The following is a 20,447-nucleotide window of genomic DNA, read 5'->3' as shown; positions in this document are numbered from 1 at the left end:
AGTTGTTTTGTGTTTTTACCGTGATAAATCTCCTGCCCTCTGGTGGGGAATCCGAGAGAAAATAAACTTCAGCCGCAAATGATTCACATAATGATAAAGAAATAGATGATAACCATGATAATCATGATTGATAACATTGTGGAAATCATGCTGATGCGCAGGTTCGAGGAATAGAACGTTTCCTGGATGATTTGCTGGCGCTTTTCCCGGTAGGTCCGCGTGGCCGTGAAAATGATGACCAAGCCGAAGACGCATGCGAAAATGCCGAGGATGATTGTGAACAAATCGACAAAGGGATTGCGTACGACGCCCATCGTGAAATGCAGGCTCGTCGCGAGGAACCCGACGCCCACGATGGAAATCGCCGTGCGGATCCAGGCGAGATAGGTGCGCTCGTTTGCGAGATGCTGCTGGGTATAAGTCAGTTGGTTTTTTTCTTTACGGTAGGATTGCCGTGACAAGTTCTGGACCTCCTTCGACCGGATGGCCGGTGCTTTCTTCTAGTTTACCCGAAACGTATGTGTTCTAATTAGAAACTAAGCAAGAAATGGATAACCGAAAACATAATCGGGGTATACATGTATCATCACAAGTAAATGGGGAATATCGATGGAATTATTGCTGACTATCCTGATCCTGTTGATCGCGCTTCTCGTCTCCAATGTAGTGAGCCACTACGTGCCGCAAGTGCCCACAGCACTTATCCAAGTGGCGCTCGGAACGATTATCGTGCTGGTCTTCGAGGATTTCAGGTTTGAATTGGAAGCCGAATGGTTTCTGCTATTGTTTATCGCACCACTTCTGTTCAACGACGGGCGGCATTTTCCGCGTGAGGAATTATGGCGCATGCGCGGGCCGATTTTTGGCAACGCAGTCATCCTGGTACTGCTGACGACTTTGATCGGCGGCTATTTTATCCACTGGCTTATAGGAGACATCCCGCTCGCCGCTGCGTTCGCACTCGCGGCCATCCTGTCGCCGACGGACCCGGTCGCCGTGAACGGCATTTCGCAGCGTGTCCGCATCCCGGGCAATGTCTTGAGCCTCGTGCGGGGAGAATCGCTGATCAATGATGCCTCAGGGCTCGTCGCATTTAATTACGCAGTTGCCGCAGTCGTCACGGGAACCTTCTCGCTATACTCCGCTGTTTTTAATTTTTCCTATAAGTTTTTGGCAGGAGCGCTTCTTGGTGCCGTGATCGCCTTGCTGTTCGTCGGCATCCGCTTATTGTTCCGCAAACAAGGAATTAATGACGTCACCTTCCATTCGCTGTTGCAGATCATGACGCCGTTCATCATCTTTGTCGTCGCTGAGGAGTTATTAGGGGCATCCGGCGTCATCGCTGTCGTCGTCGGCGGGATTGTCCATTCGCTCGTGCAGGAAGATACCGAAGCGCTGGTTGCAGAAGAGCAGATGTTGACGGAAAACATTTGGACGATCATTACCTTCGTGCTGAACGGCATCATCTTCCTCTTGCTCGGGCTCAACATCCCGGGCGCAATGAGCGGGGCGTTGGAAAATCCGAGCATGGATGAAAGCGTCCTGTTGTCTTATGTAGTGGCGATTACCGCCATGCTGCTGGGCATCCGCTTTATTTGGGCCTATTTATTCTCCCAATACGAATACCGCTTCGGCAAGATGGAAGATGCCGCCAAGCCAAGCCTCAAGCTGACCTTATTTGTCAGCCTGACGGGCGTTCGCGGAACGGTAACGATGGTCGGGATCTTGTCCTTGCCGATGATCATTGAAGGCGGCTATATCTTTCCGCAGCGTTCACTGCTGCTGTTCCTCGCAGTGGGGACGATCCTCTTGACGCTGCTTCTTGCGACCGCGTGCTTGCCGCTGCTCAGCAAAGGCAAATTGGCAGGAGGTGAAGAAGATGCCGCGATCGATTTGGAAGAAGCACGGCGCCGCCTTCTGCTGGCATCGATCGCCCGCATCAAATCCGAACTAAGTGAAGCAAATGAAACGGCGGCATATGAATTGATGGATGAATACCGTTTGCGCTTCCAGCAAGTACAGCCGGAAGGCGAAGAAGCGAAAGAGGCCAATAAGAAATACCAGCGCCGCATGAAGGAAGTGCGGCTGCGGGCTTTGAAAGCCGAGCGCCGCTTTATCGAGAGATTGAAGAAGACAGAAGGCATGGAACGGGAAGTCTACGAAGCATTTGAGCATTCGCTGAACCGCCGCGAGGAAGCGATCGCCCATAACGCCCGTTCCACATTGATCTATTTGCAAGGCAAACTGATCCGTGCATGGCGCAGGTTCCGAGGGGAAAACTGGCAGGATGAGGAAATCCGGCTGGTCGAATACCAGGTCGGCCGTGAAGTGCAATTGAAGGCGCTTGAAGCCGCCCTTGAGAATCTGGAAGCCTATCATCAAAAAGCTTCACGCAAAGACATCGTCGAAGCGGTTTTGACCGAGTACCGGAAAATGATCAGCCGCCTCAAACGCCCCGAAACCTTATACGATGAACGCTACGAGATGCAGAAAGAGGAATTGCGCATCAACGTCATGGACATGGGGCGCGCCAAAATCTACGATATGTACGATGCCGGGGAAATCACGCGTCAACAGGCAAAAGAACTGAGAAAGTACATCAACTACATCGAAAGCGTCACTTTATACGATCCGACAGAATGAAAGCAGAAGCCCAGGCTTCTGCTTTTTCATATGGTTTGAAAAATCTGTCACTTCTGTAAATGACATGCTTTCTATAGAATAAAAAGCGAACAAAATTTGAAAAATCTATTGAATCGTCCGTCATATAGCGTAGACTAGGTTTATGGATTGCGATTTAAATGAAAAATCGTTGTCAGTTCCGAAGAAAGCGAGGAGAAAAGATGGAGAAAGTAGAATTGAAAACTGTCATCAAGGATTGGCGTTTGCATGCCATTGCATTCATTTTGGTAGCCGTCACCGAAGCCATCGGCCAATTCAGCATTGCTGTAGGGCCTGGGGTTATTCTATTATTGCCGATGCTATATGCATTCTTTCTGGGGCTTGGCTTGTATTTTACGCCGCTCATTTCGGAGAAAAACGCCAAAAACGCAGAACCGCTTATCATTTTAGGGGTGACTTTGCTCATTGCCAAAATCGGTGTCACGATTGGGCCGCAGATCGAAGCAATCATCGCGGCGGGACCGGCGCTTCTATTGCAGGAGCTCGGCAATTTGGGAACGATTTTTCTGGCACTGCCGCTTGCGGTGCTGCTCGGGTTCCGTCGTGAAAGCATCGGCATGACCCACTCGATTGCGCGGGAGCCGAATGTCGGGCTGATCGTCAACAAATTCGGATTCTCTTCACCGGAAGGCCGCGGCGTTATGGCGGTTTATATTTTCGGAACGGTGTTTGGAGCCGTTTTTCTTGGCTTGATTGCCGGATTGCTTGCAACGGCGACGCCGCTTCATCCCTTGTCGTTCGCCATGGCATCAGGAGTCGGGAGCGGATCGATGATGGCTGCAGCGAGCGGTTCGCTAATTGGGGCATATCCGGAATTGGAAGAACAGATCGTTGCCTTTGCCGGGGCAAGTAATTTGCTGTCGCTTTCCACCGGTTTGTATTTCAGTATTTTCATCGGCTTGCCGCTGACGGAGAAATTGTACAGCGTCATGACGAGAAGGTCGGAACGGAAAGCTGCGAAAGGAGGCGGGCCGAATGCTTAAAAGCGTAATTGAATGGACGTGGGTCTTGGCCATTTTCGGCGTCGCTGCCTTGATCGGCAACTGGTTCGGCATGGACGTATTGCCCTGGAACGCGATCCCGGGAATGCTTGTCCTGATCGCAGTGAGCCTTGTCGGCTTGATGCTGGAGAAAGCATTGCCTTTTAGCATGCCGGCCGTCGGCTATATCGGCATACTCGCCATTATCATTTCCTTGCCATGGTTTCCGGGTTCGGAATATGTCGTTTCCTGGACGAGCCAAATCGGCATATTGGCGCTGGCGACGCCGATCCTTGCTTACGCCGGGATTTCGGTCGGGTCGAATTGGGCGGATTTCCGCAAGCTCGGTTTCCGAAGCTTTTTGGTCGCCATTGCGGTTTTCCTTGGGACATTTATCGGATCGGCCTTGATCGCTGAAATGATCTTGCGCTGGCAAGGCATCATATAAAGGGAAAATCCCCGCAGCGAAATTCGCTGCGGGGATTTTTTGCTTGAACGCCAAAAGAAATGGCCCGGTGCAGTCGCCTGCATCGGGCCTTCAAAAAATTAAGGGGGTGAAGGGGGAAGCTCACTATACGCTTCTGTTTAGTAGTTACCACATGCTGAACAACACTAAACATCTTGCCGCAAATAATTGAAACTTGTACAGTCTGTATAGACATGTTTTTCGAATCGATCGGTATGGAGGGGGAAGGTTGATGAAAATCGTTGTGGCACCTGATTCTTTTAAAGGCAGTATCACCGCCAAGGAAGCTGCACGGGCAATGGCGGAAGGGATATTGGATGAAGCTCCGGATAGCGAAGTCATCGAATTGCCGTCTGCGGATGGCGGTGAAGGGACGATGGCAAATCTGGTCGCGGCGACAAACGGCCGCATAGTCACACACCAAGTATCAGGGCCGCTTGGGAAGCCGGTCGCTGCCAGTTACGGAGTGCTCGGGAACGCCAAGACTTGTGTAATTGAAATTGCAGAGGCCTCCGGTTTAACTTTACTTTCAGAAACGGAGCGCAATCCTGAGCGTGCATCGACCGAAGGGACCGGCGAATTGATCCGCCATGCCCTTGATGCCGGGTTCCGGGATTTCATCATCGGGCTTGGGGGCAGCGCAACAAATGACGGGGGCACTGGCATACTCCGTGCGCTCGGCATGAAATTCCTTGATGCTTCTGGCAAATCGTTGCCGGCCGGGGGTGGAGCATTGGCTGGCTTGTGCACGATTGATAGAAACTCATTTGACTCACGTATCCGTGAATGCCGATTTGTGATCGCGAGCGATGTCGACAATCCACTGGTCGGGCCGAACGGCGCTTCGCATGTCTTCGGCCCTCAAAAAGGCGCAACCGATGAAATGGCAAGGAATCTGGACCAACAACTCAGCCATTATGCTGATATTGTGGAGCAAGAGACGGGAATGCCGTTGCATGATTTTCCAGGCGCGGGTGCGGCTGGCGGTGCTGGCGGCGCGTTTTTGGCATTTTTTCCAGCGGTCATGAAGCGCGGCATCGATGTGGTGTTGGAAGCTTCGGGGTTTGTCGAACACGTCCAGTCGAGCGATTTAATTCTCACGGGTGAAGGGAAGTCAGATCAGCAGACCTTATCCGGAAAAGCAGCTTTTGGCATTGCGCAATTGGCCGCTGCCCGTGGCAAGCCGGTCATTTTATTGTCGGGCGTGATTGATCCGGAGAGCCGCAGAAACTTGGAGCGCTTTTTCGAAGAAGTGCATTCAGTCGCAGGGGGAGCCATTACGGAAAGCCAATCGATGGACAATGCCTACATCCATGTGCGCACGCGAACAGCGGAAATTCTCGCCGCTTATCTGCACAAATGTCCACCACAACAGTAAGCGGCAGGGAGCATTTTTATTTCAGAACAGGTGTATCGAAAGGCGAAATGGGGTAGAAATCATTAACTGCCTAAAGTATGCACGTTCGGGTGAAATGAAAATGAGGGGGGATTTTCCGTGAGGACACTGCAGACCAGAAGCAATCTTCGGAAAGACACCAGTAGTTTATATACGGATATGATGGCTTTTTACAAACGTTTTTCCAAGTCCCGTGAACCAGGGCAATCGGATTTGCAGCGCATGAAATTGAATCTCGACAGACTAAATCCTTCTTCAACTGGAGAACAGATCGAAGCGATCCGCTTCTTGGAATTCTTTCTGGCGATCCATCTCGGGCAAATCGATTCCGCCCATGAAGCCGAACGCATCCAACTGCTTGGGCGTGCGAAACAGTATACGATCCGCGATTCAAGAAAACGGCGGGCGCTGAGAAAATGGCGACGTGAAGTGGAAGAAAGCAGCGAACAGGCTGTTTGAGGAAAGAGCCGCAAGTGGCTCTTTTTTTTCATGCCTGAAATTCCATCCTCCATAGCAAAAGGAAACGCGCTATAATGAATCTGCTATTTAACTTTTGAATGGAGGCCGACGGATGGCTAAAAGAACAACGCAAGCAGGCGGCCAAGAGCTTGACAGCTACATCAAGTCGCCGGAGAAATTGCAAAACTTGTATAAGCGTACTTTGTGGATTGTCATGCTTTCGCAAATTTTCGGTGGAGCGGGCTTGGCCGCTGGGATTACGGTCGGCGCTTTGCTCGCCCGGGATATGCTCGGCACAGAAAGCTATGCAGGGCTTCCGGTCTTTCTCTTTACGCTCGGCTCGGCAGGGGCTGCGCTCGGTGTCGGGCGCTTGTCCCAAGGTTTCGGCCGTAGGACAGGTTTGGCTGCCGGTTTTCTTACGGGCGGCATCGGCTCGATCGGCGTCGTATTTGCCGCAATCTGGGGGAATGTCTTCCTGCTGTTTCTGTCGTTTCTCATCTACGGGGCAGGAACGGCGACAAATCTTCAAGCGCGTTATGCAGGAACGGACCTGGCCAGCACGAAACAGCGCGGCACGGCCATCAGCGTCGCCATGGTGGCGACAACATTCGGGGCATTTGCCGGGCCGAATCTGGTCGGCGTCATGGGAAGTTTCGCTGAATCGATCGGGGTGCCGGCGCTTGCCGGGCCGTTCATTTTAGCGGGAGCTGCATATATATTGGCAGGCATCGTTTTATTTGCGTTATTGCGCCCGGATCCGCTCATGGTGTCGCGTTTTATCAGCGATCAACAAAAGCGGGATCAGGCAGCGTCAGGAGAAGAAGAAGTGGCGGGCCCGGCGGTCATTAGCCGCGGTGTCTTTCTCGGGGCAACGGTGATGGTCATCACGCAAATCGTCATGGTCGCGATCATGACGATGACACCGGTGCATATGGGGCATCATGGACATTCACTTAACGCAATCGGCATGGTCATCGGCATCCATGTAGCAGCGATGTATTTGCCTTCGCTCGTGACCGGGGTGCTGGTCGATAAAGCGGGGCGTGTTGCGATGGTCGTCGCGGCAGGAGTGACCTTGCTCGCGGCGGGGCTGGTGGCGGCGCTCGCTCCAGGGGATTCGCTGTTTGTTTTGATCCTGGCACTGGCATTGCTTGGGCTCGGCTGGAACTTTGGCTTAATCAGCGGCACGGCGCTGATCGTCGACTCGACGAAACCGAAGGCGCGCGCCAAAACGCAAGGGACGGTCGATGTCCTGATCGCCCTTGCCGGAGCGACTGGCGGCGGGATGTCGGGAATGGTCGTAGCCGGTACCAGTTTTGCGGCGCTGTCGCTTGCCGGCGGAATTCTGTCGTTATTATTGGTGCCTGTCGTTATTTGGTTTTGGCGCAATCAAGAAACCAGTGTTTCATAAGGAGCGGGGGCTTATGTGCCTCCGTTTCTTTCATTCTCATGGAATCTTAATGTTCTCCTCAGCAGCCACTCAGTTCGCGCGGATATGATGGTACTATCATAAAGCGGGAAAGGGTGTTCGAAGATGAAGAAAATGACGGCAGGAATGGCCGCGGTGATTTTATTGGCAGGATGCGGCACTGGACAGGAAACGAATGAAACGACAACGGCAGCTACTGAAAATGCGGCGGAGCAGCAAGTGACGGATGCATCGAATGGAGATAGCGGCACAGCACAGGAGGAGTCGGCTGACCAAACAGAGACTACGGAAGAAGCAGCGCAAGATGAGAATGGAGCTACTCCGGCAGCAAGCAGCGGGATCCGTGAATTCGACCTGGATGTGGAATTCACGGATGACCGGGAATGGGAATTCGAATATGACCGCAACAAGGCTATGATTGAGCGCGATTCCGGAGACCGGTTATCAGGCCAGGAGGCCAAGGATGAATTTGCCCAGCTTTTCCGGGCGGTGAAGTTCTCGACAGAGCGGCCGCTTGAAGACATCAGACGTGAGGTGTTGGAAGCGGTCAATGCTGAACAGTCAAATGTCCGTGATTTTGAACTGGATGTAAAATTCGATTCTGGCGAAGAATTGGAAATCGATCACGACGTGAACAAAGGCACAAGCTCTGAAGAGGTCGATGAATTCTCACTCGAATTGACATTTGCCGGTGGGGGCGAAGCGAGTTATGAATTCGAAAGCGATGAGCGGGAAGCGGAAATCGAACGCCGCGATGGATCGGAAAGTGAAGGGGCCGGGGCCCTTGAGGAAATGGAACGGCTGATCGCCCAAGTCACGATCACGACAGGCCGTTCCATCGCTGACATGAAAGCCGAAGTCCTGCAAGCGCTATCGATCGATGCGGCTGAAGTAGAGGATTTTGATTTGGAAGTCGATTATAAAGGCGGGGAAGAAATCAAGTTTTCCCATGACCTGAAGTAAAGAGCAAGAGCCTTCTGCGGAAGGCTCTTTTTTGAGCGGTTTTTGTTCATTGTCCAGCGAAAAAAATAGCCGAACTTCTTTCGGTAAAAACCTGAGTTTTCGTTTACACTGGAAATCAAAGGAGGTGGTTGTGATGGGGATGCTTTTGGTGATTCTGGGCGGAATTGGCTTGTTTCTTCTGGGCATGCAAATGATGACGGGTTCCTTGAAAGAACTGACTGGAGAATTCATCAAAGGGTGGATGAACCGTTTCGCGGGAGGCACCGGCCGTGCCATTTTTTCCGGTGCTCTCATTACAGCCATCATCCAATCGTCCACTGCGGTTACACTTTTGACGATTGGTTTTGTCAGTGCCGGATTGCTCAGCTTTGCGCAATCCGTCGGCGTGATCATGGGAGCGAATATCGGGAGCACCAGCACCGGCTGGCTCGTTTCGCTCATCGGCTTTAAAGTGGACCTGCAAGGCTGGGCGTTGCCGATCGTTGGGTTCGGGGTCTTGTTGAAAACATTCCTGCCCGAGCGAAACACGGCTTATGGTTCGGTTCTCGCCGGATTCGGGTTGTTGTTTCTTGGCATTGGTGTCTTGCAGGAAGGGATGGCAGAACTGCAGCATGCCGTCTCGTTTGCCGGGCTGACGAATATCTTCCTGCTCGTGTTGATCGGCACTGTGATGACCGTCATCATGCAATCTTCAAGCGCTGCTGTCGCAACGACGCTGACGGCTTTGTTTTCGGGGGTTATCGAATTCGAGCAGGCGGCGTATCTCGTCATCGGCCAAAACATCGGGACGACGCTCACCGCGATCGTTGCGGCCATCGGGGCGGGGACAGCCGCGAAGCGGGCCGGCTTGACGCATGTGCTGTTCAATATCGGGACCGCCGCGTTGGCGCTTGTGCTAACGCCGCAATTATTGATAGCGACGGTTGCCATCACCGAGATGGTATTCGATGAGTTCGATCCGGCATTTGGCATCGCCATTTTCCATACTTTGTTCAATGTGCTCGGTGTTTTGGTCTTTGCGGTGTTGATCCGCCCGTTCATTCACTTTATCGAAAAAATCGTCCCGGAAAAAGGCAATCCGTTCGTCCGGCATCTAAACCCGCAAGTCGCCAAACTTCCGGAAGTGGCGCTCGAAACAGTGCATCAGGCGATTCAATTGGTGTTAGCGGAATTGATGCTGCTCATGCGCATGGTGTTGCGTGACGGCACGGTGGACCGGCGCAAAGTGGATACATTGCACGGGGCGGCAATGGAAATCCGTACGTTCCTTGACCAAATCCAGTCCATGCCGCAGGAAGCTTTCCAGCGGCATGTGCAAATCCTGCATACCCTCGACCATGTCGACCGCCTGCTGCAAGTGATTGAAGAGCCGATCGGCCGGGAAGCCTATCAGGTCCATCCAGGACTCACCGGAAAATGGATGCCACTGCTCGACAAAGCGCAAACGAATATGACCGAAGATGAACAATTGCCGGAACTTGCCAAGGAGTTCAGTTCCGCTTCCGGAGAAATGGCCGCCGAACGGAAAGCGCGGCGCAATGAATATTATGTCCGTGCTGCCAAAAACGAAACGGAGCTCGCGACCGTTTTGAAAAAAGTCGACGCCTTGGTATGGTTCGACCGTTTGATTTACCATGCTTGGCGCGCCGTTGCCAGGCTTGAAAAAGCGCAGCGGACATGAAGAAACCCCTCACCGATTATTCTGGTGAGGGGTTTCGTTCATTCTAGTTAGTTCAAAAACTGCGTATCGGTCAATTCGCTGAAATCAGGTTGTTCTTTCAGGAATTTCAAGTCGAATGACGAGTCGCCAAAGGCCTGGATTTCATCGCCGTCGATGTCCGTGCTGAAGAACATATTGTCCCAAGCGCCATCGATAACGGATTTTTCAAGCTCCTGGCCAGTGATGTCATCGATGGTAGAGATGACGATTTCCTTTGATTCCTCAGGGTTTTCTTCAATATAAGCGGTAGCTTCTTCGTGCGCATCGACTATTCCTTGAACTGTTTCTGGGCTGGATTCGATCATTTCGCTCGAAGTGACGAGGACAGATGCCGGAAGCGTGGTGCCAAATGAAATTTCATCCGGTTCGATGATCACTTTGGCGCCGGTATTTTGCGCAAGGACGGAGGCCCAAGGTTCCGGGGCGACCGCGACATCGATCTTGCCGGTTTCGAACATCGCTTCATATTGCGCCGGCTTGCCTGTCTGGTGGATCATTTCGCCGCCGATGCGGTTCGATGTGATGTCGTTTTCTTTCATGTATGTCTCGAACTGGACATCGTGCGTGCAGCCGACGCGCGGGGTGATGAATGTGCTGCCCGGGATATCTTCGATGGATTCGATGCCGCTGCCATCACGTGCCATGACAACGGTTCCGCCACTCGCGCCGCCGGCGATCATGCGCACATCCGCGCCATTCGTATAGTTGTTCATCGCAGGCCCTGGGCCGACCAAGCCGCCGTCGATATCACCGGTTTTCAGCGCCGTCATGAAGTCGGAGCCGTCAGCGAACGTCACGTATTCGACATTCGTGCCTTCCGGCAAATTGCTTTCATAAAATTGCTGGTCTTTTGCGACCATTGCCGTGGCGTGGTCAAGGTTTGGGAAATAACCGAGTACGACGGTATCTTCGGCATCGCTTGTCGCAGCGCCTGAAGCCCCGCAAGCTGACAAGATGCCCGCAGCCGCAAGTGAAGTCAAAATAAGTCCGGATTTTTTCATGAAATAATTCCTCCTCGAATGGTTTTAGATATTAGGATTCCAGTCCCCAGCGTTTCAGGACGTTTTTCTCGATGCGTTGGAAAATCAATTGATCGACGACAGCGCCGACGACACCGATAATGATCATGACGCCGATAACGAGCGCCATATTGCCGAAGTCGGAAGCATAGCGCAATGTATAGCCAAGCCCTGGCCCGGCACTGAGCAGTTCACCGGCCATCAGCGCGCGCCAGGCGAATGCCCAAGCGAGCCGCGCACCGGTTACGAGATAAGGGATGGAAGCGGGGATGATGACTTTCCAGAACAAGTCGATGCCGTTCGATCCCATCGTGCGTGCGGCTTTTATATAGAGCGGATTGACGTTTTTGATGCCCGTCCGGACATTGAGTGTCATGACGAATGTACCGCCAAGGATGACGACGAAAATGATGGCGCCTTCGCCGAGGCCAAACCACATCATCGCAAGCGGCAGCCAGATGATGCTCGGTACGCTTTGCAGGGCGAGCACCATCGATCCGATCGTGTCATCAGCCGTTTTCGAGCGTGCCAGCAAAATCCCAAGCGCAGTGCCGATCAATAAGGAAACGGCAAGGCCGATCAACAGGCGGCGGAAACTCGCGACCAAATCATAGACCAAGGTAAGGTCAGCGAATCCGGCAACCAAGGCATCCCAGACACTGAATGGCGAAGGGAGGATCGTTTCATGCCATAATTCGAATTGCGAGCCGAGCCCCCAGAATAAAATGAGTGCTGTAAAAAAGATGAGGCGCTTAACTGCGGGCTTCATAGGCAAGCTCCTCGTTTATGACTTTATCGATTTCGCCTTTCAACAGCCCCATGATGCGTTCTTCGAGTGCGGCGACTTGTTGTTTATGTTCTTCGCGGGGGCGCGGAATATCGACTTCGATGTCGGCGATGACGGTGCCGGGACGCGTGCCCATGACCACGATGCGATCCGATAATTTGATCGATTCCTGTATGCTGTGCGTGACGAAGACAATCGTTTTCTTTGTATCGATCCAAATTTTCTCCAGCTGCCCGTGAAGGCGGCTGCGCGTCTGTTCATCGAGCGCGCCGAAGGGTTCATCCATCAAGAGCACGGCCGGGTCCATCGCGAGCGAACGCGCGATCGAAACGCGCTGCTGCATGCCGCCCGATAGTTCGTGCGGGTAGTGCCCTGCGTAATTGCTGAGCTGCACCATCTGCAGGAAGTGGCGGGCACGTTCAATCGCTTGTTTTTTGCTCATTTCCTTGCGCAGCGGGAAGACAACATTCTCCGTAACCGTCATCCACGGGAACAGTGCGGCTTCTTGGAACACCATGCCGCGGTCTTTGCCGGGTTTTTGGACATTCTTTCCGTCAACGACGATGCCCCCGGAAGAAGCGGAAGTGAGTCCAGCGATCATCGACAACAAAGTCGACTTGCCGCAGCCGGAAGGGCCAAGGATCGAGACGAATTGACCTTTCGGAATTTCAAGGTTTATATCTTCTAATACCGTATTGGCATTATTGTCTTTATCGGTATAGATTTTATTGATGTGCTGAATTTCAATAAACAAAATAATTCACCGGTTATAAAACCTACCTTTCCAATCGGATATCATTTAATAAAGTATAGTAGTTTTATAGGTATTGTCAATAATTCTCGGCAAAAAGTTTTTGGGCAATAAAAAAAGAGAGGCAGCCGCCTCTCTTTCCGGAAACCATATTCATTCGAATAGGTTCATGCTCAAATAGCGTTCCCCGGTATCCGGGGCGATGCATAATACTTTTTTTCCAGGCCCCAGCCGTTTGGCAATTTCAATGGCCGCATAGATGGTGGCTCCGGCAGAAGGGCCGACAAAGACGCCTTCTTCCCGGGCGGCGCGGCGGAACATATCGATGGCGTTTTCATCATCGATCGCCATGATTTCATCGTAGATGCCTGTATTCAAGGTATCCGGCACGAACCCCGGGCTGGTGCCGACCAGTTTGTGCTTGCCGGGCTTGCCGCCTGACAGTACAGGGGAGCCTTTCGGTTCGACGACGGTGATATGAAGATTCGGCAAGTGTTCTTTCAAGGTCTCGCCGGTTCCGGTGATGGTACCGCCTGTTCCGGCGGAGGCAACGAATGCATCGAGCTGTCCGTCCATTTGCTCGAGGATCTCAAGCGCCGTCGTTCCGCGGTGGGCATCGGGGTTGGCCGGGTTTTCAAACTGCTGGGGGATAAAGCTGCCAGGAATCGTTTCGCGTAATTCGAGCGCTTTTTGGATCGCCCCCGGCATTTTATCGTCGCTTGGCGTCAAGACGACTTCCGAACCGAACGCTTTCAGCAAATTGATGCGTTCTTGCGTGGCGTTGTCCGGCAGCACCAGAATGGAGCGGTAGCCTTTGGCCGCAGCGACCATCGCTAGGCCGATGCCGGTATTGCCGCTCGTCGGTTCAATGATTGTTGAGCCTTTCTTCAAGGCGCCAGACTCTTCAGCTTGCTTGATCATATTATAAGCTGCGCGGTCCTTGACGCTCTTCGTCGGGTTGAACATTTCAAGTTTTACATAAACATCCGCTGCGCCTTCAGGAACGAGGCGGTTCAATTTAACGACAGGCGTATCGCCGATCAGGTCTGTAATGGAATCAAATGGTTTCATCAACTAAACAACCTTTCTCTATCGGATATAAAGGATATTCTTCTATTGTAGTATAAAGCGAAAAGTCATGCCATTCGCTTGTTTGAGGAGATGATGGCGGTAGCATGATTCTATAGAAGAAAGTGTGTCGCCTAATAGGCTGGACGGGATGAAATCTTCGACAAAACGCCAATTGGTAGCGTACTATTTTGATAACGGGAAATCGTTCGAATCACGCAACGGAAAGTAGGGACAGATGTGAAAAAACAAATAGTGGTAATTGGGCTTGGGCGCTTTGGAAGCAGTGTCTGCCAAGAGCTTTACGGGATGGGGCACGATATCATGGCAATCGACTCCAACCCCGAAACGGTGAGTGCGATGTCTGATTATGCGAGCCACACCGCGACAGCCGATGCGACGGATGAAGGCAGCCTGAAATCGCTCGGCGTCCGGAATTTCGAGTACGCCATCGTCGCAATCGGCGATGACTTGCAGGCGAGCGTTTTGTGCACGCTCATGCTGAAGGAACTGGGTGTCCCGAAAGTTTGGGTTAAAGCACGCGACCAGCAGCACCAAAAAATCCTGGAACGTATCGGGGCCGATCGGGTCATCCAGCCGGAATATGAAATGGGCGTCCGGACGGCCCATCACATCGATTCCGAAAAGGTGGTCGATTATATCAACCTATCGGAAAATTACAGCATCATCGAGCTTGCAGCCTCGAAAAAAGTAATCGGCAAAACCCTCGGCGAATTGAATATCCGCAAAGATTATGGCTGCATGATTTTGGCGATTAAACACGGCGAAGACGTCAATATTGCGCCGCTGCTCGAAGACCAAGTGGAAGCAGGCGATATTTTGATTGCGATGGGGCATAAAGACGACCTTAAACGCTTTGAAGACAAGGGGCTGTAAAGAACGGCAGCCCAATCGACGGAAAAAGGCGGTGGCTGGATGAAAGTACGGATTGATTGGACGTATAAATCACCGAAAAACAAAGTCGTGCAATTTCTCTCCGAAGAGCTTGAAGCGAATGAAGCGTTAATGGTGGCCGGGGATTTGGAGCGCACAGGGCGCACGAAGCGCCTTCAGTTCGCCGACCGGCACAACAGTACGTGGAGCCTCAAGGAGCTGAAAAACTACGTCAAGGAAGTGGAAACGGAGCCGCATGACGTCATCGCCTATTACGATGGCGGTTTTGACCGCCACACGAAACGGGCTGGCCTCGGCTGCGCGGTTTACTTCAAGCAAAACGGCAAGGATTACCGGTTAAGAAAAAATTTGGTCATCGACGAGATCGACTCAAATAACGAGGCGGAATACGCGGCCCTGTCGATGGCCATCCAGGAAATTGAATTGCTTGGCGTCCACCATCTGCCTGTCCGTTTTATTGGGGATTCCCGGACACTGGTCAATCAGATGAGCGGCGAATGGGCCGTGCCGGAACAAAGCTTGGCAAGGTGGGCTGACCGGATCGACCAACGATTGGAGAAAATCGGGGTCCATCCCGAATACGAGTTCGCCCCCAGAAAAGAAAATGCTGAAGCGGACCGATTAGCGACACAAGCGCTCGGCGGGACGATGATCGAAAGCTTGATCGACTTGAACGCCGATAAATGAAGGAATAGGGAAGGGTTGCCAGGAAGAAGAAATCCTGGCAACTTTTTCTATTCTATGTAAGTTTGTATCACTTTCTATGTCAAATCGCTCAAATTTATCAGAATAGTGTGAAATCTATTGAAATTATTTTCTTCTGGGTGTATAAATGAGGTGTACAAAAGTTATACAAATACTATATGGAAAGAGGTTGGACACATGAAGAAGTTATCTGTCTCTCTTGTCGCAATGCTGGTGCTGTTTTCACTTCTCGGATCTTTGGTCATGGCGGATGAACACGGTGACATGGCAAAAGTACGGGTGTTGCACGCTTCGCCTGATGCCCCTGCAGTAGATGTATACGTCAACGGTGATTTAACGCTCGAGGAAGTACCGTTCAAGACGGATTCCGGTTATTTGGAAGTCCCGGCTGGCACGCATGATGTAGAAGTATTCGCTGCAGGCACTGAATATGCAGCAGGAGAAGGCGTCTTGCAGGCTGACCTGGAAGTGGAAGCTGGAAAAGCTTATACAGTAGCTGCCGCAAATCTCTTGGAATCCATCGAATTTGTTGTAGCTGAAGACTCTATGGAAGTAACAGAAGGCCAAGCGAAAATCCGCGTCGGCCATTTGTCCCCGGATGCTCCAGCAGTTGATGTTGGGATCATCGGCGGAGATGCGTTGTTCAGCGGAGCAGAGTTCCCAGGAATCACGGATTACTCAGAAGTAGCCCCTGACACGTATGACTTGGAAATCCGTTTGCCGGACGGCACGCAAGTATTGCCATTGGAAGGAACTGAACTTGCTGCAGATACCGTCTACTCGGTCTTTGCAGTCAACACAGTCGATTCGCTTGAAGTAATCGCCCTTGTCGATTACGAAGCAGCTGGTTCGCCGGATGAAATGCCGACAACTGGACTTGGTACACCGGAACAATCCCAGTCCATGTGGTTGTTGATCGGCGGCGCGTTGTTCTTGGTAGCAGCTGGCGGGTTTGTGTGGAGAAAACGATTTCAATAAATTCGCATTGCTCCTCGCTGTCGTGTTTCTTGCAGGCTGCACGTCTGCCCCGCAAGATGAAGTGAGCTTACGCAGTGCGGAAGTCGGCTTTGCCGTCAAGGCAGAGCCGGCCATGTCAGAACAACCGAAAGAAGTAGAGAAGGCGAATGCCGCTGAGAAAGAAAAACCGGCGGCCAAGTCGAAGCCGGCGGCCAACCCGATCAATGAGCTGAACCAGCCCGGCATCGCGCCAGAGACGCTGTCGATTCCATCCATTGGGGTGGAAGCGGATGTCACGCATCTCGGCGTAACCGATACGGGGGAAATGGCGGTGCCGGATAACGGCGAAGAACTGAGCTGGTTTTCGCCGGGCTACCAACCCGGCCAAAGAGGACGGGCGGTCATAGCGGGACATGTCGATGATTTGGACGGCCCGGCTGTGTTTTGGGACTTGACGGAGCTCGAGCCGGGAGATGAAATTGTCGTATCCGGCGACGATCGCGAGTTGCGGTTCCAGGTCCATACAATGAAGTCGGTGCCGCTCGATTTAGCGGATGTCGATTCGGTCTTCGGTTATCATTCATCTCCAGAGCTGGTGTTGATTACCTGCTCTGGAATCTATGACTATGACCGAGGCACGAGGGAAGAACGCTTGATCGTCTACGCATCTCTTGTGCAAGAATAGCAAAGCGTCTCTTTGGAGGCGCTTTTTTTTGCGTGATTTTGAAGTCCGTTTCAGTGCAAAGTCCCGAGAAGAGGTGGAACCGTCACATTTTCGCAACAATACCCAAAGCAGCGTCCCACTCAAAGACTACTTCCGCATAGCTGCATGATATAATTGGATGGAACTTTTTTATCGTTACATCAGATTATATAAGGAGTCGTCTATCGCCCTATGAAGGAATCACTGAAGCGGATCGTGGAAAGTGCGCGGTTCAATACATTTATCACTGTTTTAATTTTAATCAATGCGCTGCTGGTCGGTTTGGAGACCTATCCTGAAATTGCAGAGAACTACGGTTCATGGCTGGTGACTTTGGACATCATCATTCTGGCCTTTTTCGCTTTGGAGATCCTCGCCAAGCTATTCGTTTATCGGGCCAAATTCTTCGGCAACGCATGGAATAATTTCGATTTCATTATCGTTGTCGGCAGCCTTATTCTTTATAACTCACCATTCATCAGCGTGTTGCGGATTTTCCGCGTACTGCGTGTATTGCGGACCGTGTCGACAATTCCGTCGCTGCGCCGCGTCGTGACGGCTTTATTCATGGCCATTCCGACCATCACCAGCGTCATCTTGCTTATGTCGATCATCTTTTACGTTTATGCTGTCATCGGGACGTTCTTTTATGCGGACATTGAACCGGAATATTTTGGGGATCTCGGCCTTTCGCTCATTTCGCTGTTCCAGATTTTCACCTTGGAATCCTGGGCGAGCGGAATTTTCCGCCCTGTCTTTGCGGCGGAGCCATGGTCTTGGCTGTATTTCATTTCCTTCATCGTCGTATCGACGTTCCTGATGATCAACTTGATCGTCGGGGAAATCGTCAATAATGCACAGAAGATTTCAGATGAAATCGACAAGGAAACAGCTGAACTCGAAGGCATCAAAGAAGACACCTCGGAAATTGAAGATTTGAGAAAAGAAGTCGGCGAGCTGAAAAGCATGATCCAAACACTCGTCGACCGGAAATAACCGTAAGCAAAAGAAGCTGCCCATTGAGGCAGCTTCTTTTTGTATGAATCAAACTTTTGGCAACTGGTTGACGAGTGTGATGAATTCACGGGAAACATAGGGCACGTAACGGTTTTTAGCCATGATGATGCCGAGCCGCCATGGGAAGGTCTGTGTCAGTGAAACAGTTTTGAACGGGCCGTTCTTAACGCGGTCGCAGATCAGTTTCGGCATCAAAGTGACGCCAAGGTTTTTCTCGACCATGCCGACGATGAAATCCCATTGCGAACTTTCGTAAGCAACTTTCGGCTCGAACCCTTCGCTCCGGCAAAATTCGACGGTCCGCCCATTGAGCGTGAATTCCTTGCTGAGAAGCAGGAACGGGTCGTTTCGGAAATCGATCAAATCCCGCGTTTCCTGGTCGGCGAGCGGGTGGTCTTCGTGGACGAGCAGTTTGATTTCCTGATCGACAAAGGGAACGACATCGAAGCGCTCGGGATCGACAGGAAGCATGACGAACCCGAGATCCACTTCGCCATCAACCACTTTTTCCTCCACTTTCTTTGCGCCGTCTTCGACCAGGATGACGGTCACATCGGGATAGCGGGATTGGAACGCTGCGATGATGGTCGGGAAAAACAAAGTGCTGATGACCGGCGGCAAGCCGATCTTGATCTTGCCTTTATTCAAGTGCATGACGTCATAGAGCGAAGAGGACAGGTCATCAAGGCTATTGACGATTTTCTGGGCTTGGACGAAGACGACTTCTCCAGCGTCGGTCAAGCGCACTTTCCTGGAAGAGCGGTCGAATAAGGACACCTCCATTTCCTGTTCCAAATTTTTGACCATCTTGCTGAGCGTCGGCTGTGTTACGTGAAGCGCCATTGCGGCTTTTGTGAAACTTTGATGCTTAGCGACTTCGATAAAATAGCTGAGCTGTCGAATATCCATATGAATGCTCCTTATCTATAACTAATATCTATTGAAGCTATTATAATTATTCATTTTACCTATTATATTCTTCGTTGTATAGTATTAAAAGGTTTCAGGACTAAATATTTAGATAATTCATTTGCGCTTTTCGAAGAGAAAAGTAAGCGTTTCCAATTTGTTCAAAAAACCGTAACACATTAAAAAGGGGGATTTATCATGTTGAGTATGATCGGAATGGTTGGAGGACTTATTCTATTGATTGTGTTGACGATGAGAGGCGTCAATTTGTTGATTGCCGGCCCATTGTCGGCGTTGTTCGTTGCGGTGCTCAGCGGCTTGCCGCTGTTTCCGCAATTAGTCGGGGAAGGGGAAGCCAATTTATTGTCGAATTATATGGGCGGCTTCTCGGGATTCATCACCTCGTGGTTCCCGATGTTCTTGCTTGGGGCCATTTTCGGTAAAGTCATGGAAGATACAGGAGCTGCAGACAGCGTCTCCAAATGGCTGGTCGGGAAGTTCGGCTTGTCAAAAGCGGTCTTGGCGATTGTCATCGCCTGTGCCGTTTTGACATATGGCGGCGTGAGCTTGTTCGTCGTTGCGTTCTCGGTGTACCCGATGGCGCTCAGCTTGTTCAAGCAAGCGGATTTGCCGCGCCGCTTTATCCCGGCAGCACTCGCGCTCGGTTCTGTAACGTTCACGATGACTTCTGCAGGGTCGCCGGAGATCCAAAACTGGATCCCGATCGAGTATTTGAATACGAGCCCATACGCCGGCTGGGAAGTCAGCATCATTGTCGCAGTCTTCATGGCGGTATTCGGTTATTGGTGGTTGAAGCGCATGATCAACAAAGCCGTAAACAAAGGCGAACGTTTTGAAGCGAGGGAATCGGATCCGCAATTGACGGACAGAGCGTTGCCTCATCCGGTCACAGGCTTGATTCCGTTGCTGGTCGTCTTGGCCGTGTCGTTCATTTTCCATGATTCTCTTGGCACGTCGGCCTTGATCTTGGCCTTGCTCGGCGGCGTCATTACGACGTACCTATTGAATATGAAATATTTCACGAACCTCGGCAAAGCATTGACCGACGGAACGATCGGTGCATTGATCGCTATCGGCAACACGGCAGCGGTTGTCGGCTTCGGCGGCGTGGCAAAAGCGGTGCCGGCTTTTCAAGTGGCAGTCGATGCCATGACAAGCATTCCGGGAAGCCCGCTGATTGGCGGCGCCTTGGCGGTCAGTGTCATCGCCGGTTTGACAGGATCCGCTTCCGGCGGGCAAGTCATCGCATTGCCTTTGATTGCGCCTCATTATATCGATATGGGCGTCAACACAGAAGCACTTCACCGGACCATCGCGATTTCTTCCGGCGCGCTCGATTCATTGCCGCATAACGGCTACGTCGTGACGACGATTCAAGGGATTTGCGGTGAGACCCACAGAGCAGCTTACGGTGCAATGGGTGCCGTCACGGTAATTGTGCCGCTGATCGGTTTAGCGATTGCGATTGTGCTGTTCAGCTTAGGGCTAGGAATTTAATTT

The 20,447-nt window shown here is 51.7% G+C and carries 20 protein-coding genes; 14 read left to right on the top strand and 6 right to left on the bottom strand.

Going from position 1 to position 20,447, the window contains the following annotated elements; translation table 11 throughout:
• Positions 1-83 precede the first annotated feature (83 nt).
• Positions 84-461, bottom strand: a complete 378-nt coding sequence (locus tag AB9R92_RS07400; RefSeq protein WP_068488018.1) for a YidH family protein — start codon at positions 459-461, stop codon at positions 84-86.
• A gap of 148 nt (positions 462-609) precedes the next feature.
• Between AB9R92_RS07400 and AB9R92_RS07395 the strand changes: the two genes are divergently transcribed.
• The 8 genes from AB9R92_RS07395 (at position 610) to AB9R92_RS07360 (ending at position 10,056) form a co-directional block, all read left to right on the top strand.
• Complete coding sequence (locus AB9R92_RS07395) at positions 610-2,643, top strand: Na+/H+ antiporter (protein ID WP_370668826.1); 2,034 nt, start codon at positions 610-612, stop codon at positions 2,641-2,643.
• Between the two features lie 200 nt (positions 2,644-2,843).
• Complete coding sequence (locus AB9R92_RS07390) at positions 2,844-3,665, top strand: DUF3100 domain-containing protein (protein WP_370668825.1); 822 nt, start codon at positions 2,844-2,846, stop codon at positions 3,663-3,665.
• On the top strand, positions 3,658-4,110 hold the full coding sequence (locus AB9R92_RS07385) for a hypothetical protein (RefSeq protein ID WP_370668824.1): 453 nt from the start codon (positions 3,658-3,660) through the stop codon (positions 4,108-4,110). Before AB9R92_RS07390 ends, AB9R92_RS07385 begins: the two co-directional genes overlap by 8 nt.
• Positions 4,111-4,360: 250 nt before the next feature.
• Positions 4,361-5,506 (top strand): glycerate kinase, encoded by a 1,146-nt coding sequence (locus AB9R92_RS07380; protein WP_370668823.1) that lies wholly within the window; start codon positions 4,361-4,363, stop codon positions 5,504-5,506.
• 117 nt (positions 5,507-5,623) lie between these two features.
• Entirely contained in the window at positions 5,624-5,983 is a 360-nt protein-coding gene (locus AB9R92_RS07375) for a hypothetical protein (RefSeq protein WP_370668822.1), read from the top strand.
• Positions 5,984-6,095: 112 nt separating this feature from the next.
• On the top strand, positions 6,096-7,394 hold the full coding sequence (locus tag AB9R92_RS07370) for an MFS transporter (protein WP_370668821.1): 1,299 nt from the start codon (positions 6,096-6,098) through the stop codon (positions 7,392-7,394).
• A gap of 123 nt (positions 7,395-7,517) precedes the next feature.
• Positions 7,518-8,375, top strand: coding sequence for a YusW family protein (locus tag AB9R92_RS07365; RefSeq protein ID WP_370668820.1), 858 nt, complete (start codon positions 7,518-7,520; stop codon positions 8,373-8,375).
• 133 nt (positions 8,376-8,508) lie between these two features.
• Positions 8,509-10,056, top strand: a complete 1,548-nt coding sequence (locus AB9R92_RS07360) for a Na/Pi cotransporter family protein (RefSeq protein WP_370668819.1) — start codon at positions 8,509-8,511, stop codon at positions 10,054-10,056.
• 47 nt (positions 10,057-10,103) lie between these two features.
• Here the strand turns inward: AB9R92_RS07360 and AB9R92_RS07355 are convergent, their stop codons facing one another.
• The 4 genes from AB9R92_RS07355 to cysK all read right to left on the bottom strand — a co-directional run bounded on the left by AB9R92_RS07355 (position 10,104) and on the right by cysK (position 13,723).
• A complete protein-coding gene (locus AB9R92_RS07355; RefSeq protein ID WP_370668818.1) occupies positions 10,104-11,096 on the bottom strand; it encodes an ABC transporter substrate-binding protein in 993 nt (330 codons plus the stop codon).
• Between the two features lie 31 nt (positions 11,097-11,127).
• The gene (locus AB9R92_RS07350) at positions 11,128-11,883 is read right to left on the bottom strand and encodes an ABC transporter permease (RefSeq protein WP_370668817.1); all 756 of its coding nucleotides are present in this window, start codon (positions 11,881-11,883) and stop codon (positions 11,128-11,130) included.
• The gene (locus AB9R92_RS07345) at positions 11,867-12,655 is read right to left on the bottom strand and encodes an ABC transporter ATP-binding protein (RefSeq protein WP_370668816.1); all 789 of its coding nucleotides are present in this window, start codon (positions 12,653-12,655) and stop codon (positions 11,867-11,869) included. The genes AB9R92_RS07350 and AB9R92_RS07345 overlap by 17 nt, the downstream gene beginning before the upstream one ends.
• 150 nt (positions 12,656-12,805) lie before the next feature.
• Positions 12,806-13,723 carry a cysteine synthase A gene (gene cysK, locus AB9R92_RS07340; RefSeq protein ID WP_370668815.1) on the bottom strand — a complete coding sequence of 306 codons (918 nt, stop codon included), beginning with the start codon at positions 13,721-13,723 and terminating at the stop codon, positions 12,806-12,808.
• Between the two features lie 237 nt (positions 13,724-13,960).
• Here cysK and AB9R92_RS07335 point away from each other — a divergent pair, with 237 nt between their 5' ends.
• The 5 genes from AB9R92_RS07335 to AB9R92_RS07315 all read left to right on the top strand — a co-directional run bounded on the left by AB9R92_RS07335 (position 13,961) and on the right by AB9R92_RS07315 (position 17,996).
• Entirely contained in the window at positions 13,961-14,617 is a 657-nt protein-coding gene (locus AB9R92_RS07335; RefSeq protein WP_370668814.1) for a potassium channel family protein, read from the top strand.
• Between the two features lie 39 nt (positions 14,618-14,656).
• Positions 14,657-15,322 carry a reverse transcriptase-like protein gene (locus AB9R92_RS07330; RefSeq protein WP_370668813.1) on the top strand — a complete coding sequence of 222 codons (666 nt, stop codon included), beginning with the start codon at positions 14,657-14,659 and terminating at the stop codon, positions 15,320-15,322.
• A 195-nt stretch (positions 15,323-15,517) separates the two neighbouring features.
• A complete protein-coding gene (locus tag AB9R92_RS07325; protein WP_370668812.1) occupies positions 15,518-16,318 on the top strand; it encodes a DUF4397 domain-containing protein in 801 nt (266 codons plus the stop codon).
• A complete protein-coding gene (locus tag AB9R92_RS07320; protein WP_370668811.1) occupies positions 16,293-16,982 on the top strand; it encodes a class F sortase in 690 nt (229 codons plus the stop codon). The genes AB9R92_RS07325 and AB9R92_RS07320 overlap by 26 nt, the downstream gene beginning before the upstream one ends.
• 210 nt (positions 16,983-17,192) lie before the next feature.
• Positions 17,193-17,996 (top strand): ion transporter, encoded by an 804-nt coding sequence (locus tag AB9R92_RS07315; RefSeq protein WP_370668810.1) that lies wholly within the window; start codon positions 17,193-17,195, stop codon positions 17,994-17,996.
• Positions 17,997-18,044: 48 nt separating this feature from the next.
• On the opposite strand, the gene AB9R92_RS07310 is transcribed toward AB9R92_RS07315, so the two are convergent.
• Entirely contained in the window at positions 18,045-18,926 is an 882-nt protein-coding gene (locus tag AB9R92_RS07310; RefSeq protein ID WP_370668809.1) for a LysR family transcriptional regulator, read from the bottom strand.
• Positions 18,927-19,124: 198 nt separating this feature from the next.
• Here AB9R92_RS07310 and AB9R92_RS07305 point away from each other — a divergent pair, with 198 nt between their 5' ends.
• Complete coding sequence (locus AB9R92_RS07305; RefSeq protein WP_370668808.1) at positions 19,125-20,444, top strand: GntP family permease; 1,320 nt, start codon at positions 19,125-19,127, stop codon at positions 20,442-20,444.
• Positions 20,445-20,447 lie beyond the last annotated feature (3 nt).

The organism is Planococcus sp. SSTMD024, assembly GCF_041320495.1.
Lineage (GTDB): Bacteria > Bacillota > Bacilli > Bacillales_A > Planococcaceae > Planococcus.
The sequence above is the reverse complement of the archived record's forward strand: the minus strand, read 5'-3'. Positions and strand labels throughout refer to the sequence as shown.

What these genes read in the sequence shown, in the direction of transcription:
- AB9R92_RS07395 (WP_370668826.1), top strand. Translation starts at nt 610, where the DNA reads ATGGAATTATTGCTGACTATCCTGATCCTGTTGATCGCGCTTCTCGTC.
- AB9R92_RS07390 (WP_370668825.1), top strand. Translation starts at nt 2,844, where the DNA reads ATGGAGAAAGTAGAATTGAAAACTGTCATCAAGGATTGGCGTTTGCAT.
- AB9R92_RS07385 (WP_370668824.1), top strand. Translation starts at nt 3,658, where the DNA reads ATGCTTAAAAGCGTAATTGAATGGACGTGGGTCTTGGCCATTTTCGGC.
- AB9R92_RS07380 (WP_370668823.1), top strand. Translation starts at nt 4,361, where the DNA reads ATGAAAATCGTTGTGGCACCTGATTCTTTTAAAGGCAGTATCACCGCC.
- AB9R92_RS07370 (WP_370668821.1), top strand. Translation starts at nt 6,096, where the DNA reads ATGGCTAAAAGAACAACGCAAGCAGGCGGCCAAGAGCTTGACAGCTAC.
- AB9R92_RS07365 (WP_370668820.1), top strand. Translation starts at nt 7,518, where the DNA reads ATGAAGAAAATGACGGCAGGAATGGCCGCGGTGATTTTATTGGCAGGA.
- AB9R92_RS07360 (WP_370668819.1), top strand. Translation starts at nt 8,509, where the DNA reads ATGGGGATGCTTTTGGTGATTCTGGGCGGAATTGGCTTGTTTCTTCTG.
- AB9R92_RS07355 (WP_370668818.1), bottom strand. Translation starts at nt 11,096, where the DNA reads ATGAAAAAATCCGGACTTATTTTGACTTCACTTGCGGCTGCGGGCATC.
- AB9R92_RS07350 (WP_370668817.1), bottom strand. Translation starts at nt 11,883, where the DNA reads ATGAAGCCCGCAGTTAAGCGCCTCATCTTTTTTACAGCACTCATTTTA.
- cysK (WP_370668815.1), bottom strand. Translation starts at nt 13,723, where the DNA reads ATGAAACCATTTGATTCCATTACAGACCTGATCGGCGATACGCCTGTC.
- AB9R92_RS07330 (WP_370668813.1), top strand. Translation starts at nt 14,657, where the DNA reads ATGAAAGTACGGATTGATTGGACGTATAAATCACCGAAAAACAAAGTC.
- AB9R92_RS07325 (WP_370668812.1), top strand. Translation starts at nt 15,518, where the DNA reads ATGAAGAAGTTATCTGTCTCTCTTGTCGCAATGCTGGTGCTGTTTTCA.
- AB9R92_RS07315 (WP_370668810.1), top strand. Translation starts at nt 17,193, where the DNA reads ATGAAGGAATCACTGAAGCGGATCGTGGAAAGTGCGCGGTTCAATACA.
- AB9R92_RS07310 (WP_370668809.1), bottom strand. Translation starts at nt 18,926, where the DNA reads ATGGATATTCGACAGCTCAGCTATTTTATCGAAGTCGCTAAGCATCAA.
- AB9R92_RS07305 (WP_370668808.1), top strand. Translation starts at nt 19,125, where the DNA reads ATGTTGAGTATGATCGGAATGGTTGGAGGACTTATTCTATTGATTGTG.